Source organism: Desulfosporosinus paludis, assembly GCF_045689965.1.
Classification (GTDB): Bacteria; Bacillota; Desulfitobacteriia; order Desulfitobacteriales; family Desulfitobacteriaceae; genus Desulfosporosinus; species Desulfosporosinus paludis.
Window position 1 is genome coordinate 178,248 of sequence record NZ_CP144211.1, and the last position, 19,219, is coordinate 197,466.

At 39.1% G+C, this 19,219-nt stretch carries 18 protein-coding genes; 6 read left to right on the top strand and 12 right to left on the bottom strand.

What is annotated here, in order from left to right; genetic code table 11:
* Positions 1 to 45 precede the first annotated feature (45 nt).
* The 4 genes from VZF35_RS00855 to VZF35_RS00870 all read right to left on the bottom strand — a co-directional run bounded on the left by VZF35_RS00855 (position 46) and on the right by VZF35_RS00870 (position 5,541).
* Positions 46 to 597, bottom strand: coding sequence for a DMSO/selenate family reductase complex B subunit (locus tag VZF35_RS00855; RefSeq protein WP_407310105.1), 552 nt, complete (start codon positions 595 to 597; stop codon positions 46 to 48).
* Positions 598 to 611: 14 nt separating this feature from the next.
* Positions 612 to 3,161 (bottom strand): molybdopterin-dependent oxidoreductase, encoded by a 2,550-nt coding sequence (locus VZF35_RS00860; protein ID WP_407310107.1) that lies wholly within the window; start codon positions 3,159 to 3,161, stop codon positions 612 to 614.
* Positions 3,162 to 3,495: 334 nt separating this feature from the next.
* Entirely contained in the window at positions 3,496 to 4,170 is a 675-nt protein-coding gene (locus VZF35_RS00865; protein WP_407310109.1) for a FadR/GntR family transcriptional regulator, read from the bottom strand.
* 165 nt (positions 4,171 to 4,335) lie between these two features.
* The gene (locus tag VZF35_RS00870; protein ID WP_407310111.1) at positions 4,336 to 5,541 is read right to left on the bottom strand and encodes an MFS transporter; all 1,206 of its coding nucleotides are present in this window, start codon (positions 5,539 to 5,541) and stop codon (positions 4,336 to 4,338) included.
* Between the two features lie 245 nt (positions 5,542 to 5,786).
* Between VZF35_RS00870 and VZF35_RS00875 the strand changes: the two genes are divergently transcribed.
* Entirely contained in the window at positions 5,787 to 6,308 is a 522-nt protein-coding gene (locus VZF35_RS00875) for a CBO0543 family protein (RefSeq protein ID WP_407310113.1), read from the top strand.
* Between the two features lie 788 nt (positions 6,309 to 7,096).
* On the opposite strand, the gene VZF35_RS00880 is transcribed toward VZF35_RS00875, so the two are convergent.
* Positions 7,097 to 7,420 (bottom strand): hypothetical protein, encoded by a 324-nt coding sequence (locus VZF35_RS00880; RefSeq protein WP_407310115.1) that lies wholly within the window; start codon positions 7,418 to 7,420, stop codon positions 7,097 to 7,099.
* Between the two features lie 354 nt (positions 7,421 to 7,774).
* Here VZF35_RS00880 and VZF35_RS00885 point away from each other — a divergent pair, with 354 nt between their 5' ends.
* The 3 genes from VZF35_RS00885 (at position 7,775) to VZF35_RS00895 (ending at position 8,789) form a co-directional block, all read left to right on the top strand.
* Entirely contained in the window at positions 7,775 to 8,263 is a 489-nt protein-coding gene (locus tag VZF35_RS00885; protein ID WP_407310117.1) for a CarD family transcriptional regulator, read from the top strand.
* A 225-nt stretch (positions 8,264 to 8,488) separates the two neighbouring features.
* Entirely contained in the window at positions 8,489 to 8,611 is a 123-nt protein-coding gene (locus VZF35_RS00890; RefSeq protein WP_407310119.1) for a hypothetical protein, read from the top strand.
* 22 nt (positions 8,612 to 8,633) lie between these two features.
* On the top strand, positions 8,634 to 8,789 hold the full coding sequence (locus VZF35_RS00895) for a hypothetical protein (protein WP_407310120.1): 156 nt from the start codon (positions 8,634 to 8,636) through the stop codon (positions 8,787 to 8,789).
* 193 nt (positions 8,790 to 8,982) lie between these two features.
* Here VZF35_RS00895 and polC read toward each other — a convergent pair whose 3' ends face one another.
* On the bottom strand, positions 8,983 to 13,326 hold the full coding sequence (gene polC, locus VZF35_RS00900; RefSeq protein ID WP_407310122.1) for a DNA polymerase III subunit alpha: 4,344 nt from the start codon (positions 13,324 to 13,326) through the stop codon (positions 8,983 to 8,985).
* 401 nt (positions 13,327 to 13,727) lie between these two features.
* Here polC and VZF35_RS00905 point away from each other — a divergent pair, with 401 nt between their 5' ends.
* Positions 13,728 to 14,093 carry a c-type cytochrome gene (locus VZF35_RS00905; RefSeq protein WP_407310124.1) on the top strand — a complete coding sequence of 122 codons (366 nt, stop codon included), beginning with the start codon at positions 13,728 to 13,730 and terminating at the stop codon, positions 14,091 to 14,093.
* A gap of 462 nt (positions 14,094 to 14,555) precedes the next feature.
* On the opposite strand, the gene VZF35_RS00910 is transcribed toward VZF35_RS00905, so the two are convergent.
* Together VZF35_RS00910 and VZF35_RS00915 are read right to left on the bottom strand one after the other, a co-directional pair.
* Positions 14,556 to 14,780: a hypothetical protein gene (locus tag VZF35_RS00910; RefSeq protein ID WP_407314862.1), complete on the bottom strand. Its 225-nt coding sequence runs from the start codon at positions 14,778 to 14,780 to the stop codon at positions 14,556 to 14,558.
* A 2-nt stretch (positions 14,781 to 14,782) separates the two neighbouring features.
* Positions 14,783 to 15,106, bottom strand: a complete 324-nt coding sequence (locus VZF35_RS00915) for a heavy metal-binding domain-containing protein (protein WP_407310126.1) — start codon at positions 15,104 to 15,106, stop codon at positions 14,783 to 14,785.
* Positions 15,107 to 15,653: 547 nt separating this feature from the next.
* On the opposite strand from VZF35_RS00915, the gene VZF35_RS00920 reads away from it, so the two are divergent.
* Positions 15,654 to 16,235: a polysaccharide deacetylase family protein gene (locus VZF35_RS00920; RefSeq protein WP_407310128.1), complete on the top strand. Its 582-nt coding sequence runs from the start codon at positions 15,654 to 15,656 to the stop codon at positions 16,233 to 16,235.
* Between the two features lie 114 nt (positions 16,236 to 16,349).
* On the opposite strand, the gene VZF35_RS00925 is transcribed toward VZF35_RS00920, so the two are convergent.
* From VZF35_RS00925 to VZF35_RS00940, 4 genes are all read right to left on the bottom strand, one after another.
* Positions 16,350 to 16,550, bottom strand: a complete 201-nt coding sequence (locus VZF35_RS00925; RefSeq protein ID WP_407310130.1) for a hypothetical protein — start codon at positions 16,548 to 16,550, stop codon at positions 16,350 to 16,352.
* A 2-nt stretch (positions 16,551 to 16,552) separates the two neighbouring features.
* A complete protein-coding gene (locus tag VZF35_RS00930) occupies positions 16,553 to 16,735 on the bottom strand; it encodes a helix-turn-helix domain-containing protein (RefSeq protein WP_407314864.1) in 183 nt (60 codons plus the stop codon).
* A gap of 564 nt (positions 16,736 to 17,299) precedes the next feature.
* Positions 17,300 to 18,100, bottom strand: coding sequence for a DUF1287 domain-containing protein (locus tag VZF35_RS00935; RefSeq protein ID WP_407310132.1), 801 nt, complete (start codon positions 18,098 to 18,100; stop codon positions 17,300 to 17,302).
* Between the two features lie 50 nt (positions 18,101 to 18,150).
* Complete coding sequence (locus VZF35_RS00940; protein ID WP_407310134.1) at positions 18,151 to 19,119, bottom strand: LysR family transcriptional regulator; 969 nt, start codon at positions 19,117 to 19,119, stop codon at positions 18,151 to 18,153.
* Positions 19,120 to 19,219: the final 100 nt, after the last annotated feature.

Consider the following 19,219-nt stretch of genomic DNA (forward strand, 5'->3'; position numbering starts at 1 on the left):
TTTAAATCGGCCCCCCCTTTCATTCCTTTAAGAAAGTCTATTGCTCTACTTCAGCGCTTCTTTGTTTGCTTTAATGGTGAGAGATGGATGAGTCAAACTAGAAGACGGCAGGGGTTTTATGTCCGCAGTTGCCCCATACTTTTTACGAAGTTCTTCAATATCGCCAAATTGAAGAGCTCTCATTTGACAAGCTGCAACGCAAGCCGGCTCTTCGCCCTTATCTAGAAGATCCGCACAAAGAGTACATTTGCCCACTTTACCCAATTTCTCAATATACTGAGGAGCACCATACGGACAAGACCAGGTACAGAGACGACAGCCGATGCATTTATTTGGGTCGTGCATGACAATGCCATCTTTTTCACGTTTATATAAGGCCCCGGTCGGACAGTTCGGGGCGCATTTGGGTTGCGCACAATGGTTGCATGCAATAGACAAATTATATTCCCATGGATTAGGGAATTTTCCGCCTTCAAAATTATAGACTTTGCGGAAAAGCGCTCCAACATCCACATTATTTTTATCTTTGCAAGCAATTTGACAAACCTTACAACCGGTACATACGGTCATATCATAATAAAATCCGAGTTGTGCCATTTTTCTTCACATCCTTAGAAAATGATTCGTTGAGGCCATTTAACATCAGGATCCAAGGGTTTATCATACTTCTCAAGCTTAACATTACAGGAGTTGAATCCAGTGTGACCTTGACCCGTGGGGATGTGTCCGTCAAGTATCCCGGTACAACCAGCCTTATCCACTCCGGCTTGCTCATCCATTTCTACCCAGGCGCCCTCACCTAGTGCAACAACACCCGGTATGATACGTTCTGTAACCATAGCAGGGCGAATGACTGATCCATGGCGACTGGTGACCTTAACGATATCATTATTTTTGATCCCTAATTTTTCAGCATCGCTCGTACTAATCCTGACTTCTTGCGGAAAAGCTTCTCTCAGCCAGGGCACATTGTCCAAGGTAGAATGGGACCGCCTGAAATAGTGAATAGTAATCACTTGGAAAGGATAACCATTCTTCGCTCCGTCCTCAAATCCTTCGCGCGAGGGTTCATACTTTGGTATAGGGGATTTTGTCGTAAAGCCAACTTTTTCGATGGCCTTGGCAAGAGGATCACAGTAGATTTCAAATTTTCCACTCGGAGTTGCTAATTTCTTCCCAACAGGATCCGCAAGGAAATCAACAAAGCTCGTGAATTCCAGCTTATCTCCAAGTGATCTTGGAACTTGATAGATTCCCTTTTCTTTGAATTCCTTATACGTTATACGGCCTGTTTGAGGCTTTCCATTGGCTCCAAGTTCTTTGATATCCTCCGCTGTCAGGGTTACTAACTTCTCATAACCGGACCCATCAGCTTTCATGACCATTGCCCCGGCGATTTGATTGTAGAGTGCTTGTTCTTCAGAAATCGGATTGACGATTTTTGTGTCTGCTCCAAGACGTTTAGCCAATTCAGTGGCAATCCATATATCACTTTTCGCTTCAAACATTGGCTTCATAATTTGACGATAGTGGATGAGGATTTCACGGTTCCCTGTCAATAAGCCGCCAAGACTTTCCCACTGAGAAATAACAGGTAGAACAACATCAGAATATCTGGCATCCGTCGTTAGAAATAAGTTTTGAGCAACAGCGAACTCAACTTTGCGGTGTGCTTCTATTCCCAACGTCGCACCAGCCCTTTGATTCAAGGTATGTCCAAACCAATTCCAAATCATTTGGATATTGATATCTTTTATATTCCCTTTACTTTCAGTGTACTTGCCTTTTAGAACTGCATCCCACATCTCACCGCTGTTGATACTGCTTTTCAACGGGTTCTTAACTGCCGGGATACCATTGTTGCCGGGTTTGACCAAAGCCGGGCCGGCATTCGTTGAAGAATTGTGCATATTAGGGCTAACTCCTGCACCCGGAATTCCTATATTACCTGCCATTAAACCTAGAGTTATCATCGCATGAGGCAAGTGCTCACCATTGTTAATTCTAGCCGGAGCTCCTCCCGAAATAATAGCAGCCGGTTTTGTTGTCGCATATTCCTGAGCGAATTTACGAATAGTCTCAGCGCTTATTCCACAAATTTTCGAAGCCCACTCAGGTGTCTTTGGGATTCCATCATAGGTACCTAATAGATAATCTTTAAAATTATTCTTAGGATCTGCTCCTTCAGGCATATGATCAGCGTCAAAGCCAATACAGTAGTTGTCCAAGAACTTTTGATCCATTAAGTTATTCGTCAAAATATGATACGCCATAGCTAAAATCAAAGTAGTATCTGTAGCAGGTCGAATCGGCAGCCATTCATCGGCTAAGACTCTGGCAGATTCTGAATATAGCGGATCAATAACAATAAATTTTGCTCCCGCCTTTTTAGCTTGTAAATAGTTAAAGGTGGGAAGCCCTTGACTTGATTGGGCTGGATTGGCACCCCAGAGGATAATCAGCTTAGATTCGCGCAAGCGGAAGCGATCATTTCCTGACGCTGCTCCGGTATCCGCAATTCCGGTTACTTGCTGCCAAACGACAGGCCATGCTCCCCAAGAAACGCTTCCCCAGCGTTCAGTGCATCCTCCATAAGCATTGAGTACCCGAAGGGGTTCTAAACCACCGCCTGAACCACCGACTGGCGCGAAAATACTTGAGCTTCCGTATTTTCCCTTAATGCGTTTAATTTCACTTGCCACGATATCTAGGGCTTCGTCCCAAGAAATACGGACCCATTCATCCTTACCTCGTAGTTCTTTTTTGCCACCCCCGGGTTCCCAATTTTTCCGTTTCATTGGATACTTAAGGCGATCTGCTCCCATAACCATTTTTCGATGAGATCGGCCGCGTGCGCATCCTCTTTGCTGCGGATAATCCGGACTATCTGGGTGGGTATCATCCGTCTTTTGACGAGTCACGACGCCTTCCACAACATATGCTTTATTCAAGCAGCGTCCACCGCAGTTGTGCCAGCAAGCAGCAGTAATCCATTCTCCTTCCTTGTTGGCCAGCTCCGCAACCCTATCCGAATCCACTTTTTGCAGCCCACAACCTGGCAAGGTTACCGCTACCGCGGCTCCAACGGCCAATGTTGCTGTTGCACCGAGAAAGGACCTTCTACTTACTATGTAGTCTTTAGCCTTCTCGATTAAACTCATAGTTTCACCCCCACCAATTATAGAAAAAACTAAGATATTATTTCTAAAAGCTCTTTAAGAGCAATTAGTTCTAGAGAGCATACATAGAACAACGTATTTCGAGCAATGGACGAATATGCGATAACGTAGATTCAAGTTTCGACATTTCATATCTCCCGACGGTTACTAGATACAACTCTTCACAAACATCATTTGTTAGTTGTCCTACATTTGACCTAATATTATCTTAACATTATATGATTTTTTCTGTCAATATGCTCTCTTAATCGAATTTATTTGACATAAAATAAATCCCCAACGATTGAAAAAATAGTTTACAATCATTGAGGATTTATTACTCACTGAACAAAGCCAATTTTGCGTTTACCATAGCAATATAAGCTTCCAAGGCTAATTCTGGGTCTCGATGTTTTAAACCTTGAACAATATTAAAGTGTTCATCTTCCTCGGCAACCCTCGGTATACCATCAACTTCCCAACTTTTTTTAACTATTAATTGATAGTGTTCAAATAATAGATCACTCAAACTCTGAAAGATACTAATGAACAAACTGTTCCTGGACATTTTAAAAAGGCATTTGTGAAATTGACCATCCAGGTTAAAATACTCGTCTAAATTCGACGTTTCAGACGCTCTGCACATTTGTGAATAAATATCTTCTAATTCTTGGATCTCATCATCTTGAGCCCGTACGATTGCCAATCGGATAACTTCAGTTTCCAGAGCTTTTCGAAACTCTAAGATTTCAATTTGGTTTTTAGGCTGCATGATAATTGGAGCAAGTTCGGTTAAATACAGTCCCGGGGTGAATTCCCTGACGTAGGTTCCTTCCCCAACTTTCGCTTCCAGTAATCCCAGGATAATCATTTTTTTCAAGGCAACTCGTACAGATACTCGACTAATACCAAATAACGAAGCCAATTGGTGTTCAGATGGAATCTTGTCACCCGGTACCCATTTGCCTTTAATAATATTATCCAATAATTGGCTATACACAAGCTCCGACACACTATCTCTGCAAATCTTAGTTATATTCTCCATATTCACCTTACCTAAAACAGGCGTTAGATCTTCATTTAGACGTAAATATCATAGCATTGAATTTCCTTTTGTTCAACTTAATATTCTTGCAAAGAATGATCTGTGAATCTATGGTTTGGTGTAATTCCTATGTTAAATTGCTTCTTTTAACCTTAAAGTCATTGTCAAGGTGAAGGCCCCTAAACAACAAACGATCAAAAATACTAAAACACCGCTGACACCTAGTGAAGAATCTTTAATCACACCAACAATTTTGTTGCCAAAAAATCCACCGATACTGGAGGAAGAGTTTATTATGGCCACTCCAACAGCCGCACTTTCAGTTGTCAGGAAAGTAGCAGGTAAGGACCAAAAGGGGCCGTAAAAGCAGGCATTCCCCATTCCATTTAGGACAACTCCGAGAATTTTTACAGTTATTGAGGATGAAAAACCTGTCATGGCTAGACCCAGAGCAGAAAGCAAGATTGGAAGAGCAATGTGCCATTTCCTCTCTTTGGCTCGATCTGAATGAAGTGCCCAGATCGGCATAGCAATAGCACCAGCAATACCCGGAAGCATCATAATCAGACCAACATCTGTATTTGAAAATGTATTGGAAAACTCTTTGACTATGGTCGGCATCCAAAAAGATATGCTTTGAAACATCATTTGGATGGTTATGTGAATAACAACCAGATGCAAGACCTTCGAATGAGCGAAGACTTTGGCAATGGAAACATGCTGGATTTGGTTTTGAACCTGTTCCCTCTGTATTTCCTGAGTTAACCAATCCTTTTCTTCTGGCGTAAGCCATTTGGCATCTTGCGGTTTATTAGTCATAAATAAGAGCGTTATAATCCCTAAGATTATGGCTGGCACCCCTTCGATGACAAACAACCATCTCCACCCAGCATAACTGAACCAATGAATATGATCCAGAATAAATACAGCCAGTGGAGCACCAATAATATTTGAAACAGGACTGGCCACCATGAAAAGAGACGTAGCCCATGCGCGTTCCTTAGCAGGAAACCAATAGGTAAAATAATAAATTATCCCTGGAAAAAAACCAGCTTCAGCTATTCCGAGTAAAAAACGCAACAGGTAGATTTGGGTAAAGTTCTGAGCAAAAAAATGAAGGGCAGTTATAAAACCCCAAGTGATCATGATCCGAGCCATCCATTTTTTGGTTCCTAGATGGTGGAGGATGATGTTACTCGGAACCTCAAACATTAAAAAAGAAATAAAAAAGGCGGCAGACAGGGTTCCATATGCTACCGATGTAATATTTAAATCCCTATTCATTTCCATGGCAGCATACCCTAGATTAACACGATCTAAAATATTTACGATGTACAAAATAAACACTAAAGGCAATATATGCCATTTCACCTTATGTAATGTCCAACTCTGTAATTCTGGCAAGAGCAGCGCTCCCTTTTCATAGATGCAACTAGTTTATCCATTAAGCTATAATAATGCAACCCTTTACAAAACAATAGTCATGATCAGAGACTCCATTCGATCTCTGTATATAAATGCCAACGAAAAGGCAGAATGACTAGAGGCATGGATGTCGATATAAATATTTGAGGTTAAATTGAATGTCTGATTACCGTATAATTCTGGCCCTGGTTTCAATTTTTATTGCTTGGAAATGGGGAGATTGGCGAAACTGGAAACAATATTATTCTACAATTTTGTATCTGATTATTGGGGACCTATCTTGTATTCTATTGACTGCGAATAAGCCCCTCTGGCAATTCGAGTCGCCCTTTATTAGCAATGATTTTTCGGAATTTATAATTGCTTTTATATGTTTCCCATGTACTTGTCTTGTTTTTTTTGCACTCTATTCGAAAATTAGGAGTCGGAAAACATTATATGTCCCATTCTTCCTCTTTTGCTCACTATTGTATACTTCGATTGAATGGCTTTCATATAACTTAGGATACATTACTTACCATAATGGTTGGAATCTTTATTGGTCCTTTGGTTTTAACTTTCTAATGTTCCCACTTCTTCTATTGCACTTTAAAAAATCACTGTGGGTTTGGCCTATATCGCTTGCTTTAGCAATTTTAATGATATGCTTATTTGATTTACCCTTTAGTATCATAAAGTAGGACAACTCTTCAATTATGTGTTTGTCGTAGCCAATTAAATGTCCAAGGAGACGCGCACATGAATTCAACATTTTGGACAAATACAATATGGTTCATATTATTATTATTTGTTTCCAGTATCCTTACAAATGTTTTGATACTACATAAAGCAAAGAATAATATGAAATTCGCTATAGCATTTCTATTTTCCATAATAGGATTTTCATTTGTTTTAGAAGCAATTTTAGTACTAGGTTTAAAAGCTTATAATTACTATCCTAAAATGTTCCAAGATTCTTATCTGGATATAATCTTTGGTAATTATTTTCACAAATATCCGTTTCCTCAACATCATTATTTCTAGTCATTTATGATTTTTCATATATTTGGTATTGTGTTTTTGGTCTGATATATATTAGGTATACAATTATTACAGAGTAAAATATTTTTTACTGATATAAATAGAAATAACACTTCATCAGGTTTTGTTTACCAATTCATAGTGCTTAATTTTCTAATAATCTTATATAAATCCAGGTTTAATCGAGTGGTTAAAACGATGGCTTTGTTATGTTTATTTGTTGCTCAATATCTTGCATATAAAGCAGGTTATATTTATATCCACAAAGGGTTATTCTTTGTAGTTAAATCTTTAGATCTATTTGGATGTTATTATTTGATTGCCGTCTTTAACAATTTATTATCAACTCAAAAAACTGCTTAATATCCTGATTAATCGATCCCTCCAAGTTCATCGGAACTATGTAAGTACGTTTGCTCTTCATATGATATTGGCTGTGCCAATCCCTTTAGTCCTTGTTATAAACCATAACCTCATCACTTTCAAACCTAAAACCTCGACTTAGCCAAAACTTTACTGCAAGTGAATTTTTTGGTTTTAACTTAATATTTGTTTGAGATGGTAAGCCATCAATTAAATATCCAATAAATGAAGTTCCCAATCCTTTGCCTCTTGGGTAAACGATAAAATGAACAATGTTTAATGATCCTTCAAAAATAAATCGGAATTCTATCATTTCAAAAGAATTTCTATAGGTATAAATATATTCATTTTGATCGAGATTTCTCTTTTCAAGTTCCATATTATGATAATTGTCCATATAGTTTAACATCAAAAAGACCCCTCTTGTTTCTCATCGTTACTTCATCTGACCAATCCTTTGCTCCAAGCCATAAATCTGTTGAAAGATTCTGAAGCTTATTCTAGCACATGTCATTTAAAATACCCGTTGCATTTTGTAGTATTTTTTTGAATAATTTTATAGTTTTTAGTTTATATAGAGGATATTCAAATATATTTTGTCGTATTTATTGACTAGGTAACATATCCATGTAACGGATGGTAAAGTAAATCAGTTTTTCTTTGTCCATTGACAACAACTAAAACGATATGGTAAACTGTATTATTTGTTAATTATACGATCCTGTGATATACTTAATAAATAGGTATCTCAGGAGGTGTATTTATGTTTCAAATCGGCGACAAGGTTCTTTATCCAATGCAAGGTGTAGGTGTTATTGAAAACATTGAGGAGAAAGAGGTATTAGGAATAAAGAAGCTTTACTATACGTTGAATATGCCTCAAAACAATCTGCAAATTATGATTCCAATAGAAAAAGCTGAGGCTCTTGGTATCCGTCAGATAATTAAGCCTGATATCTTGGAAACTATTCTGACAGATTTTCACCATGGAAATACAGATCCAATTATCTATGAAGACCGACGCTATTGCAGGAATGTTAATAAAAACAAAATGAAAACCGGCGATATTTACAAAGAAATTGAAATCATCCGAGATTTAATGCGCAAAAGCCAAAAGAATAAGCTTGGATTAGAGGACACAAATATGTTAAAGAGTGCCCGCCGGATGTTTATCAGTGAGATTATGCAAGTCAAAGGAATTGCTCAAGATCAAGCAGACCATCTATTAGATGAAGTTCTTTTGGCCCAATAGTGAACATGGTTTTAACCCCCAGAAAAAAGGGGCTTTAACCAAACTCAGAACCTAAACGGGGGTGTAGTGAAACTTTAGTTTCGTTACGCTCCTGTTTAGGTTCTGAGTATTTTAACCTAGAAACCCTTTAGCTTTGAAAAACAATCTCTTTATACAATAAGACAAATTCCATAATTACCATTCTGTTCATACATTAGGATATATCTGGTAAAGGAGGAAATGCAAATGGCATTTGGTAACGTTGATGGAGCTGCATGTGGTTGTGGAACAGGAGTTGGAGTTGGAGCCGGAATCGCAATCGTTGTAGTGATAATTCTTCTTCTGATCGCTTTAGGAATCGTATTCTAAATTTAGAAAGGTGGAACATTTTATGTACGGAATGGGTTATGGCGGAATGAGCGGAGCATGTTGTCCTCAACCTGTTGTTGCTCCGGTTGCTGCTTATGGCGGTGTTGGAGTAGGAGTCGGTGTAGGAATCATTGCAATTGCTATCTTGATTCTTATCGCTTTAGGCGTTATTTTCTAATAAATTTAACTGGTTTTCTCTTTGTATCTGAGGGTCACCATTAAGAAGTTAGACTATTGGTATTGATGCGCCAACGAAAATGCTACACGTAAAATCCGCCTTCCAATGTTTTTGGGGAAGGCGGATTTTAGTCATTTTTTCCTAATGAATTATTATTCTCCATTGCTGCCGAGCTTTTTCAAGAGCATTGACCTTAAACTACATCAAAAAGACTCAATTGATCACTTTCCGGCAGACCTTTTAAGCAATTAAATCCTCTAAGCAAATCGATCGCCGAATTTCCAATCTTAGCACGTTTCTTGATATCCTCTACGGAGTTAAAGGGTTTTTCTTGGACAGCGTTATAAATACCTTCTGCCGCGACGGTTCCCATGCCAGATATACTGTTTATGGGCGGTCTTAAGCCATCCTCCTCTACTTGAAATCTCGATGCATGGGATTTATATAAATCAATGGGCAGGAAATTGAAGCCTCTTTCGTACATTTCCAAAACCGATTCCAAATCATCGTACATATCTTTATCCTTAGGGGCAGCTTGATTGCCCAGCATCTCAATTTCCTTCATCTTTGCTTTAACTTTTTCTTTGCCGAAGATCATAAATTCAGCGTCAAAGGCCTTTGCCCTAATGGTGAAGTAAGCTGCATAATAAGCCTTGGGTATGTGCACCTTAAACCAGGCAATTCTGAAAGCCATCATTACATAGGCTGCAGCATGGGCCTTTGGGAACATGTATTTAATTTTTCTGCAGGAATCTATATACCATTCCGGTACATCGTGCTCTCTCATCATTGCTTCATATTCAGCCCATTTTTCAGGGTCCTTTAAGGCCTTTCCTTTACGAACCAGCTCCATTATCTTAAAGGCAGTATTGGGCGGCAGACCCTTTTTAATGAGGTAAATCATAATATCGTCTCGGGTACATACTGCTTCACTTAAGGTGACTGTTCCCGCATCAATTAAGTCCTTCGCATTTCCCAGCCACACATCAGTACCATGGGAAAGTCCTGAAATACAGATTAAATCTGTGAAGGCTGTCGGCCTTGTATCTAAAAGCATTCCCCTTACGAACTTCGTACCAAATTCAGGAATCCCGAAAGTCCCTACCTTAGAGTTTATTTGCTCCGGAGCCACCCCTAAGACTTCCGTGGATGAGAATATCGACATTGTTTCCTGATCATCCATAGGTATCCTTTGGGGGTCCACTCCCGTGATATCCTGAAGCATTCTTATGACTGTAGGATCATCATGACCCAGTATGTCCAGCTTTAACAGGTTCTGATCAATCGAATGATAGTCGAAATGTGTTGTTATGATATCCGAGTTTGAATCATCGGCAGGATGCTGTACGGGGCAAAATTCAAAGATTTCCCGGCCCTTAGGCACCACTATAATTCCACCCGGGTGCTGTCCCGTAGTTCTTTTTATACCCGTACAGCCTCTTGAAATTCTGATAATTTCCGCCTTGTTTGTTGTCCGGTTCTTTTCCTCAAAATACTTTTTCACGTAGCCAAAGGCTGTTTTTTCGGCTATAGTACCTATAGTCCCGGCCTTAAAGGTTGTGCCTTTCCCAAAGATAACCTCTGTGTATTTATGGGCCTTAGCTTGATATTCTCCCGAGAAGTTTAAATCTATGTCTGGTTCCTTATCTCCATTGAACCCTAAGAAGGTTTCGAAAGGGATATCTATACCATCCTTAGCCAGCTTTTCTCCGCAGTCTGGGCAAACCTTATCGGGCAAGTCAAAGCCGATTTTAAAGCCATACTCGGAAAAATCCGAGTACTTGCAGTTGGGGCACCTATAATGGGCCGGCAACGCATTTACTTCCGTTATACCGGTCATATAGGCTACAACAGAGGAACCAACAGAGCCTCTGGAGCCGACCAGATAGCCATCTTCGTTTGATTTCCATACGAGCTTTTGAGCGATGATATACATTACGGAGAAGCCATTTTTTATAATAGAATCCAGTTCCCTGTCCAACCTTTGCTGGACATTTTCCGGCAACGGGTCTCCATAGAGCTCATGGGCCTTCCCGAAGGCAATATCTTTAATGGTCTGCTCGCAGCCTTCAATATGAGGCGGGCATTTTTCTGTTGAAATAGGACTGATGGGATCACACATATCAGATATCAGATTGGTGTTTGTTATAACCACTTCATAGGCCTTTTCCTCACCTAGATAGGAAAATTCCCCAAGCATCTCCTCTGTGGTTTTTAAATATAAGGGTGCCTGATTATCCGCATCCTTAAAGCCCTGACCTGCTTCCAGAATACGCCTGTATATCTCATCTTCAGGATCGAGGAAGTGAACATCTCCCGTAGCAACTACAGGCTTGTTTAATTTTTCACCCAGAGCAATAATTTTTCGATTGATTTCCTTTAAATAGTCTTTGTTGGGCACCTGCTCTGTTCTTACTAAATAGTCATTATTCCCCAGCGGCTGGATCTCTAAATAATCGTATTCCTCAGCAATGGCTTCAATTTCCTCATCGGATTTTCCAAGCAAGATTGCCTGGTAAAGCTCTCCTTCACTGCAGGCACTGCCAAGGATTAAACCTTCGGAGTATTCTTTGTAGAGGCTCTTTAAGATACGTGGTTTTTTATAAAAATAATCCAAGTGGGAATAGGAGACCAGCTTATATAAATTCTTTAATCCGACATAATCCTTTGCTAAAATTATCGCATGATAGGTTTTAAGTTTCTTATAAGCATCCCTCTTAGCTTCTTCATCGAAGCTATATCGGTCTATATCCTCAAGGGTTTCTGCTCCCCTTTGCTTCAGTTTTTCCAGCATTACATTAAAGACCTTAACGGTGGTATCGACGTCATCTAAAGCTCTATGAGCAACCTCTACCTTTATCCCTAGATTTTTGGCAATTCTCCCTAATTTATATGTTTTATAATCAGGAAAGAGCTCCTTGGCCAAGGATAAAGTATCCAAATAGGTGTAATCGAAATCATAGCCCAAAACGCTGGCATTATGCTTTAAAAAGCCTATATCAAATTCAGCATTATGGGCAACTAAAACACTCTCCTTAATAAAATCCAGGATTTTAGGAAATACCTGATCAATGGTTTCCGCATTTCTTACCATATCATCGGTTATGTTAGTAACCTCTACTACCCTTGCCGGAATAGGCTTTTCGGGGTTAACAAAGCAGCTGAATTCATCAATTACCTTGCCGCCTTTAAGTTTCATGATTCCTATTTCTGTAATTTTCTCTGTTACAGCTGAAAAGCCTGTGGTTTCCAAATCCAACACACAATAGATGGTATCAATACTCTGTCCCTTGGAGTTTGTGACAGATGGCTTTTTATCCGGTGCCAAATAGGCCTCTACTCCATAGATGATCTTCATGTTAGGATTATCTCTTCCTATGAGCTTATGGGCCTCAGGAAAGGACTGTACCACTCCATGATCCGTTATGGCAACGGATTTCATGCCCCAGCTCATGGCTCTTTTTATTAAATCAGTGGCACTGGTCATAGCATCCATCTGACTCATTTGGGTATGCATGTGCAGTTCTACACGCTTTACCTCAGTCTTATCCTGCCTCTTAGCCTTTTTCACACCCTCAGTTTCAATGATCGTATTGGCAATAAGCTCGGTTTCCCCAGAGAACTTGCTGTAACCTGCATTTCCAGAAAGCCTGACGCTCTTAGACTTTTTAAGCCGAGATAATATCTCACCGTCTTCACCAGGTTTGATAAAGGCCTTACAGGTCACGGAACTTGATCCGTCATATAAATCAAAGGAAATTAATGTTTTTCCGCTTCTTAATTCTTTTGCTTCTATATTGGATAATTCACCCTCAAGAGCTATCTTTCCCTCATCCGGCGTAACGTCCGTAATTTTAATGATAGTATCCTTAATATTGGCATTTCTCCCTAATATTAAGGATGAATTTTCTTTTTTACCGTCGGTTTCAGCTTTTATTTCCTGCTTTATCTCTGCATCTTCCTTAAGTAATTTAGGGGCGCTGTTAATTGTTGCTCTAACTTCCTTTTGCAGAAGCAGCATTTCCTTGGCATAGGCATCCTCTTGCAGTCTCATGGATTCTTCATTGCTTACGTTATCAACAAAATTTATTTGATACGCTATACCGTACATGTTTTTTATGGCTTCGTAAATTAGTTTATCGTAACCCCTAGCTCTTAATAAGTAAGATATTCCAATTTTAAACTTAAAATTTATGGTATTATTTTTTACTATTTCATAGTCACTTTTAGTTAAAGCTGATTTTAAGACAGGATTTTTATCCGCCAACAAAGATACAATAGTTTGGAGTTCCTCTTCAATTGGTCTTCTATCCGTTCCCATCGGATATTCTATCGCGATTACCGAATCGTTTAACGCTAATCTTTCTTTTATAAATTTATTAATTAACTCTATCTCTCTTATTTCAATATATTTATCAGAGCTGATTTTCATCTCCAGGGTTTTCGTACTTTTGTTTAAGACTACCGCTTCTACAATTGCAGTACTTATGTTACCCCTTGCTTCATAATCGCTAAAAATTTCATTTATTCTTTTCATGTTACTCCTAATGCTTCTCCTGAATATTTTTGATGGTAAAAAGGGTAGCTAATAGACATCAATATATAATTAATTATACCAGCTCTTATTGTTCTTTTCATTATCAAGTCCTCCTTAAATAAGCACTAAGAATAGAACTTCTCTATGATTCCCCACCTTTCGGACGCAATAAGCTCCAGGAAATCAATCGCTTATTTTAATATTCCGTTTTTTATCAGTCGGAAATGATATTTTTTTCCCTAAATACTGGGGTAATTCCTTTCATCCATAAGATAAAACGCAGGAATAGGTTCTCCCAGACGCCTCTTGTGGTGATACTATACTACTCTTTCTCCCTAAGAATATTTAGCAAAGCATTTGTACACTTTAACTATAGATTACGACAAGGAGGAATCCTGTATATGCGTTTGCAAAAATCAATTATTGTCATCTCATTTCTAAGTCTTTTACTTTTAATTGGGTGCAGTAAGCAACAACCCGCTCCATCAACTACCCCACCCACGACAAATACTCCTGCCGGGACATCACCCACTACAACCCAGGTAGACGGAGCAGCATTATATGCAACAAATTGTGCCGGATGTCATGGCATAACTGGAGCTGGAGGGAGCGCTGGCCCTGCAATAAATACTAATGAGTGGAAAAATAATTCTTCAAAAGTTCAAGCTATCATCAGTAAAGGACAGGGTAAAATGCCTGCTTTTGCTGGTAAACTTAATGACACTCAAATAAAAGCAATTGGAGATTTTGTCGCATCGTTGAAATAATAAATCATGTCTTCAGAGAATGAAATACAAATATAGCAGCCCAGTTAGCTTCACAGCAATTGGATCATTCAAGTATGAAGTAGCTGACGAAATGGGCCTTCAACTCGATTACGACTGAACAAATCGTGGAAAACGGCTCTGTCAGTGGTCAAATTACCCAAACGAATGATTGAATTTGCGGAGGAACATCTTTAACTGCGGGCTCTTGGGCTCGCAGTTATATTTTCTCAAAATAAAGAGCCGTTGATACGAACTTTGATATGCACCCCCTCAGAGTAGACAGATCAAATAATACAAGTCTGTTTGTGGACTTCTGATTTCTGTTAAAATAAAAAATTCCCCCGGATATACGTCCAAGGAAACAAAAACACACTTTTAATTAGCCCAGAACCTTGTAATAACCGTCAACAATCTGTCAGTTTAAGCACTCCTCACGCCTCTAAGTGCGTTTCTGTAAACTTCTCAAGTCTCTCGATAAAATCTATTTCCAGTTTGTGGATCGTAATAAACTTTGAGTTTTGTACCGCTGACAGGGTCTACGAAAACCTCCTCCGTAGCCACATAACCTTTGGGAATAACTGTTCCATGATTCTTTCTATATCGTTTATCCCAAATAAACCATGAAAATAATGCAATAATAATAAACCCGCCATAAATTAACGCATATATTCCTACGGCTGTTCTCATCACTAGGCTTCTTTCTCCACTACTACTCCAGTTCCATAAGCGACAATTTCGCTCATCGTCTGTCCAATTTCACTGGAATCAAACCTCATCATAACAACTGCATTCGCTCCCATAGCTTGGGCATTCTTAACTAAACGGTCTATGGCTTGTTTACGTGTGTCTTCAAGTAAAGCCGTGTATTCATGGATTTCTCCACCTACAAGACTACGTAACCCAGCCATCACGTTCCCGCCTAGTCCTCGGCTGCGAACAACAACTCCAAAAACCTGCCCTTTTACTTCTGTGACTTTGAAACCTTTGATATTTTCGGTGGTAACCACTATCACACCATTACCCCCTAACATTGCAATTATCAATTTATTCTATTTTACCTTAAGTCAACAGTAATAATGTAAAAAGTCCAACAGTAGGCCGAATAATTTTTTACCTCTCATGATGCTCCCTATACTCTGCTTTCATTTTTCCATCATGTATTCGTTTCGTTTGGCAGATGCTTCTCCTTGAGTAAACGTATTGGGAAATAATAATAGATTGCCTTAAAATACATAATAAGCTAGTCATTCGTTATCCTATAAACAAATAGTATTTAAGGGATGGAACCAATTAATGAACCAAAAACGGAACCTACTTATAGCATGTATCAGTGTCCTAGTTTTACTACTGTTTTCTTTAACCATCAAATGGCCTGTACCGATTGATTTACGGTACAGCCACTACCCTAGGTCAAAAGCTCACGAACCTATCGTTTCTTCACCTGGCCCTTCTTCTTTAAGTGCCCAGAAACCCAAAATGATTGCGTTTCCTAACGAAGGTATACCGATACTAATGTACCATTCCATCAGTACACTTCCTGGTAACTCTCTCGGCGTTCCCGTGAAACAATTTAATGAAGAAATAGCCTGGCTTCGCCGGCAGGGCTATCATTCAATATCCATAGAGGATTTGTATCAGGCTTTAGTAAATAAAGCATCGGTTCCTGAAAAACCAATATTACTCACATTCGATGATGGATATGGTGATAATTATAGATCAGCCTGGCCAATTATGCAGCATAACAACTTTAGGGCTACCTTTTTTATCATTACAAATTCCGTAGGTCACGGAATGATGAATTGGGAACAACTTAATGACCTCATCAAACAAGGAAATTTTATTGGTAGCCATACCGTACATCATTTAGACCTAGCCTCACTTACTGAAAATCAACAAGACAGTGAGCTTAATATTTCTAAACAGGAACTGGAGCAGCATCTTGGCATCAGTGTACAAGCTCTATGTTTTCCGTCTGGCAAATATAACAAAACAACTCTAAAATTGATGTCAAAGCTTGGATATAGACTTGGATTTACAACGAAACCAGGTAGAGTTCATTTGGGTGATGTTTTATTGACTTTAAAACGCGAACGAATCTACGGAGGTATGCCTTTAGTCTCTTTTCAAAGGCTTTTTCCATGATACACTATTCTCATCTCTTTCGAAATATATTTGTCCCAGACGCTCATTATAAGAACAGCTCTGAACACCTCACCTGTCAATAATTGTAGTAAGCTGATTCAAAGCCTCTTCTCGTTACCATTTCCAGCTGTTTATTTCATCAATGCATTCTTTAATTGATTTTACCGTATTATCGATTTCTTTCCTTAATTCATAGGAAAAGTTCTTGTCATCCTTTTCTTCACTTAAATCCAAGTACCCTTTAATAACTGTTAAATGATTACATAATTTATCACAGAAGTTTTGACAAAAGTTTTCTATCCTATAATCGTCCAATATTACTCCTCCTCCAGTAGTTTTCTCAAATCAACTTCAAGGACATCGGCAATTATTGCTAATATTTTTATATGGGGTCGTTTATAATGTCCTTCCTCAATCTTTTTTAGATAACTAACGCTAATTCTGGCTTCCTCCGCTAACTCTTTTTGCGTCAGGTTTTTTTCCTGGCGAAACTTCGCTATTTTCTCGCCTACGTCTACGGATGTCGCCTCCTATATCAGTTTAATTCATGGTGCGAGTCGCAATAAACAGAATCATGTTCTAAAAAAGGATCAATTTAACTGCTATTTTCTGGAACATTCGACCCAATATTAATGAATCTATAAATAATTAGGTGAAATTTACCTATTACACCGGGCCTCAACAGTGCAGGTATGATAGCTCCGACCTGCTCCCATAGCAAGTTAATTCTTCCTATATAAATTCAACCCCGGTGTGCAGAACACCGGGGTCTGGTTTTTACTGAATTATGATAGATTCTTCAATTCGAGAATATAAAAAAGACCTTGCAAAATTATGCTGTTCACTAAGGTCTTCTGTTTATTCCTGATGATTTGCCTTTAATGACTCAATCACTTCAGTTTAACTAAGGGTTAAATATCGGTCTACAGACTTATAAGTAACACAAACTTTTATTGTGTTAAAATTCCTTATGTTGGTAACGTGTAAAAGGAGAAAAAGTGGGTATTTTACTTTCCGTGACGGAAAATTTTCCAGTTCGACAATCGCGATACCTGTACCACTGATCAGTCGAGCTTCGGGAACCGGAAATGTCCCGTAATTTTCGATGGCCAACTTTCAAGCTGATCTGTCTCACTTGGTGTCGGTCCCGCATTATGTAAAATGAAAGGTACTCCGTCCTGCCGGCGTTTATCTGAGATAATAGCAATATGCTCGTGTGGGTTGTCAAAAGTGACTATGTCCCCCGGCTGCCACTGGTAGAGATTTTCAACGTCACCCGGTTTTACATCTTTAGTAAGCTCTGTTCCATATCTTTCAAAAAAAGCTCTCAGGTTAGGAACACGACGAAAATCGATGTTCGGATCTGGGCTACCTGCTGCACGAGGATATTTTGCAGGATTTTCGCGGATGTCTTTATCTACTAATGCCTTTAAATCATAACCCGCATCTCGCATCGCCCTCCACACTACGTCCGTACATACTCCCTCATTGTCCGGCGGAAAACCCCCTTGATAATAAGCACTGCGGTACTGGGGCTTTCTGTTTACTTCTGCCCTTGCCCCATTAACAATGTCTTGCAAATCATTAACACCATCGTTATCTTCATCACTTAAGCAAGAAATATTAGGGATACGTAAAGACTGTTTAAATGGTAACTTACCCAAATGTAACCGCCCAATACTTGCTACTGTCACTAGGACTAAAGTTAAAACTATTATTAAGACTACAAGGGGGATATATCGTTTATAAAATCTTTTCAGACTCTTCACCTCACTGCAGCGAAATAATAAATAATAACACAAGATAGTCAACGTTATAATAACTACCTTAACCCCATTCCACATCTTGCCCTTAATTCCTGCCATAGAAAATAATTCCATAATGTATTCAACGATCTTCATGATCGTTGAATAACTTACTTTGAGGTTAGCAAATGCAGTTTATTGGCTTGTTTCTCTAATTTATAATAATCTTTACTCAGAATATCTCCAATTACTTCATGATCATGGAGTAGGTTGATTAAGAATTGCTCCTCTTTAGTCCGAGTAATATGGGCATCCGTAAGAACATTGAGATCTAGATAAATAGGGGCATCTTGAATTTTTACGACCTTAAAGATATTTCGCTCACTTTCTTTGCTGACGGTTAACGAAGAGATCAGCGTAATTCCAAGTCCTGCCGCAACTACTTGTTTGATGGCGTGAGTACTACCTAACTCCATAGTTATATTCAGTTGGTCCGGATCAAGCCCCCTCTCTTTGAACGCCATCTCCATGGCTCTGCGAGTCCCAGAGCCTTCCTCTCTTGTCACAAGAGGTTCATGTGAAAGTTCCGCTAGTGTAATACTTTTTCTCGATGCCCAAGGGTGAAAATGAGGAAGCACGACTACCAACTCATCTTGCCAGAAACTTTCAACATTGAGGTCCTTATGTTGGAAGAAAGGTCCCTCTATAAGGCCAATGTGTATTTTTTTCTCTAAGATATCCTGAGATATCGACTCAGTATTTGCGATTTTAACCTTAAACTCAACATCAGGATGAGCCTTAAACAAGAAAGCCAAAATATTGGGAAGAATATATTCTCCAATAGTCAAAGCTGAACCGATGTAAATTATTTTTTTCTGGCCTTTAACAAGAGCATTTATCTGCTCTTTGGCAGTCGAAAGAATATCTAGAACTCTCCGGACATGTTCATAGAAGATTTCGCCTGCTTTAGTCAGCTCGACGCCTTTATTGGTACGGTCAAAAAAACGCGCACCATACTCATTCTCTAAATTCTGAATTTGTAACGTTATACTGGGTTGGCTCATATGAAGCTTCTTAGCCGATAATGTAATATTTTTGGTTTCCGCTACCTCTTTGAAGACAAGAAAGTGTTGTTCCATTTGAGGACGATTCCCCCTTCTTAGCTCAGCAATATTATTTAAAAGACTACATTTACACGAATCTCTCAGAATGTACCTTTAAGAAATCAGTCATGCTCAT

What these genes read in the sequence shown, in the direction of transcription:
- VZF35_RS00855 (WP_407310105.1), bottom strand. Translation starts at nt 597, where the DNA reads ATGGCACAACTCGGATTTTATTATGATATGACCGTATGTACCGGTTGT.
- VZF35_RS00860 (WP_407310107.1), bottom strand. Translation starts at nt 3,161, where the DNA reads ATGAGTTTAATCGAGAAGGCTAAAGACTACATAGTAAGTAGAAGGTCC.
- VZF35_RS00875 (WP_407310113.1), top strand. Translation starts at nt 5,787, where the DNA reads ATGTCTGATTACCGTATAATTCTGGCCCTGGTTTCAATTTTTATTGCT.
- VZF35_RS00880 (WP_407310115.1), bottom strand. Translation starts at nt 7,420, where the DNA reads ATGTTAAACTATATGGACAATTATCATAATATGGAACTTGAAAAGAGA.
- VZF35_RS00885 (WP_407310117.1), top strand. Translation starts at nt 7,775, where the DNA reads ATGTTTCAAATCGGCGACAAGGTTCTTTATCCAATGCAAGGTGTAGGT.
- VZF35_RS00890 (WP_407310119.1), top strand. Translation starts at nt 8,489, where the DNA reads ATGGCATTTGGTAACGTTGATGGAGCTGCATGTGGTTGTGGAACAGGA.
- VZF35_RS00895 (WP_407310120.1), top strand. Translation starts at nt 8,634, where the DNA reads ATGTACGGAATGGGTTATGGCGGAATGAGCGGAGCATGTTGTCCTCAA.
- polC (WP_407310122.1), bottom strand. Translation starts at nt 13,326, where the DNA reads ATGAAAAGAATAAATGAAATTTTTAGCGATTATGAAGCAAGGGGTAAC.
- VZF35_RS00905 (WP_407310124.1), top strand. Translation starts at nt 13,728, where the DNA reads ATGCGTTTGCAAAAATCAATTATTGTCATCTCATTTCTAAGTCTTTTA.
- VZF35_RS00910 (WP_407314862.1), bottom strand. Translation starts at nt 14,780, where the DNA reads ATGAGAACAGCCGTAGGAATATATGCGTTAATTTATGGCGGGTTTATT.
- VZF35_RS00935 (WP_407310132.1), bottom strand. Translation starts at nt 18,100, where the DNA reads ATGGCAGGAATTAAGGGCAAGATGTGGAATGGGGTTAAGGTAGTTATT.
- VZF35_RS00940 (WP_407310134.1), bottom strand. Translation starts at nt 19,119, where the DNA reads ATGGAACAACACTTTCTTGTCTTCAAAGAGGTAGCGGAAACCAAAAAT.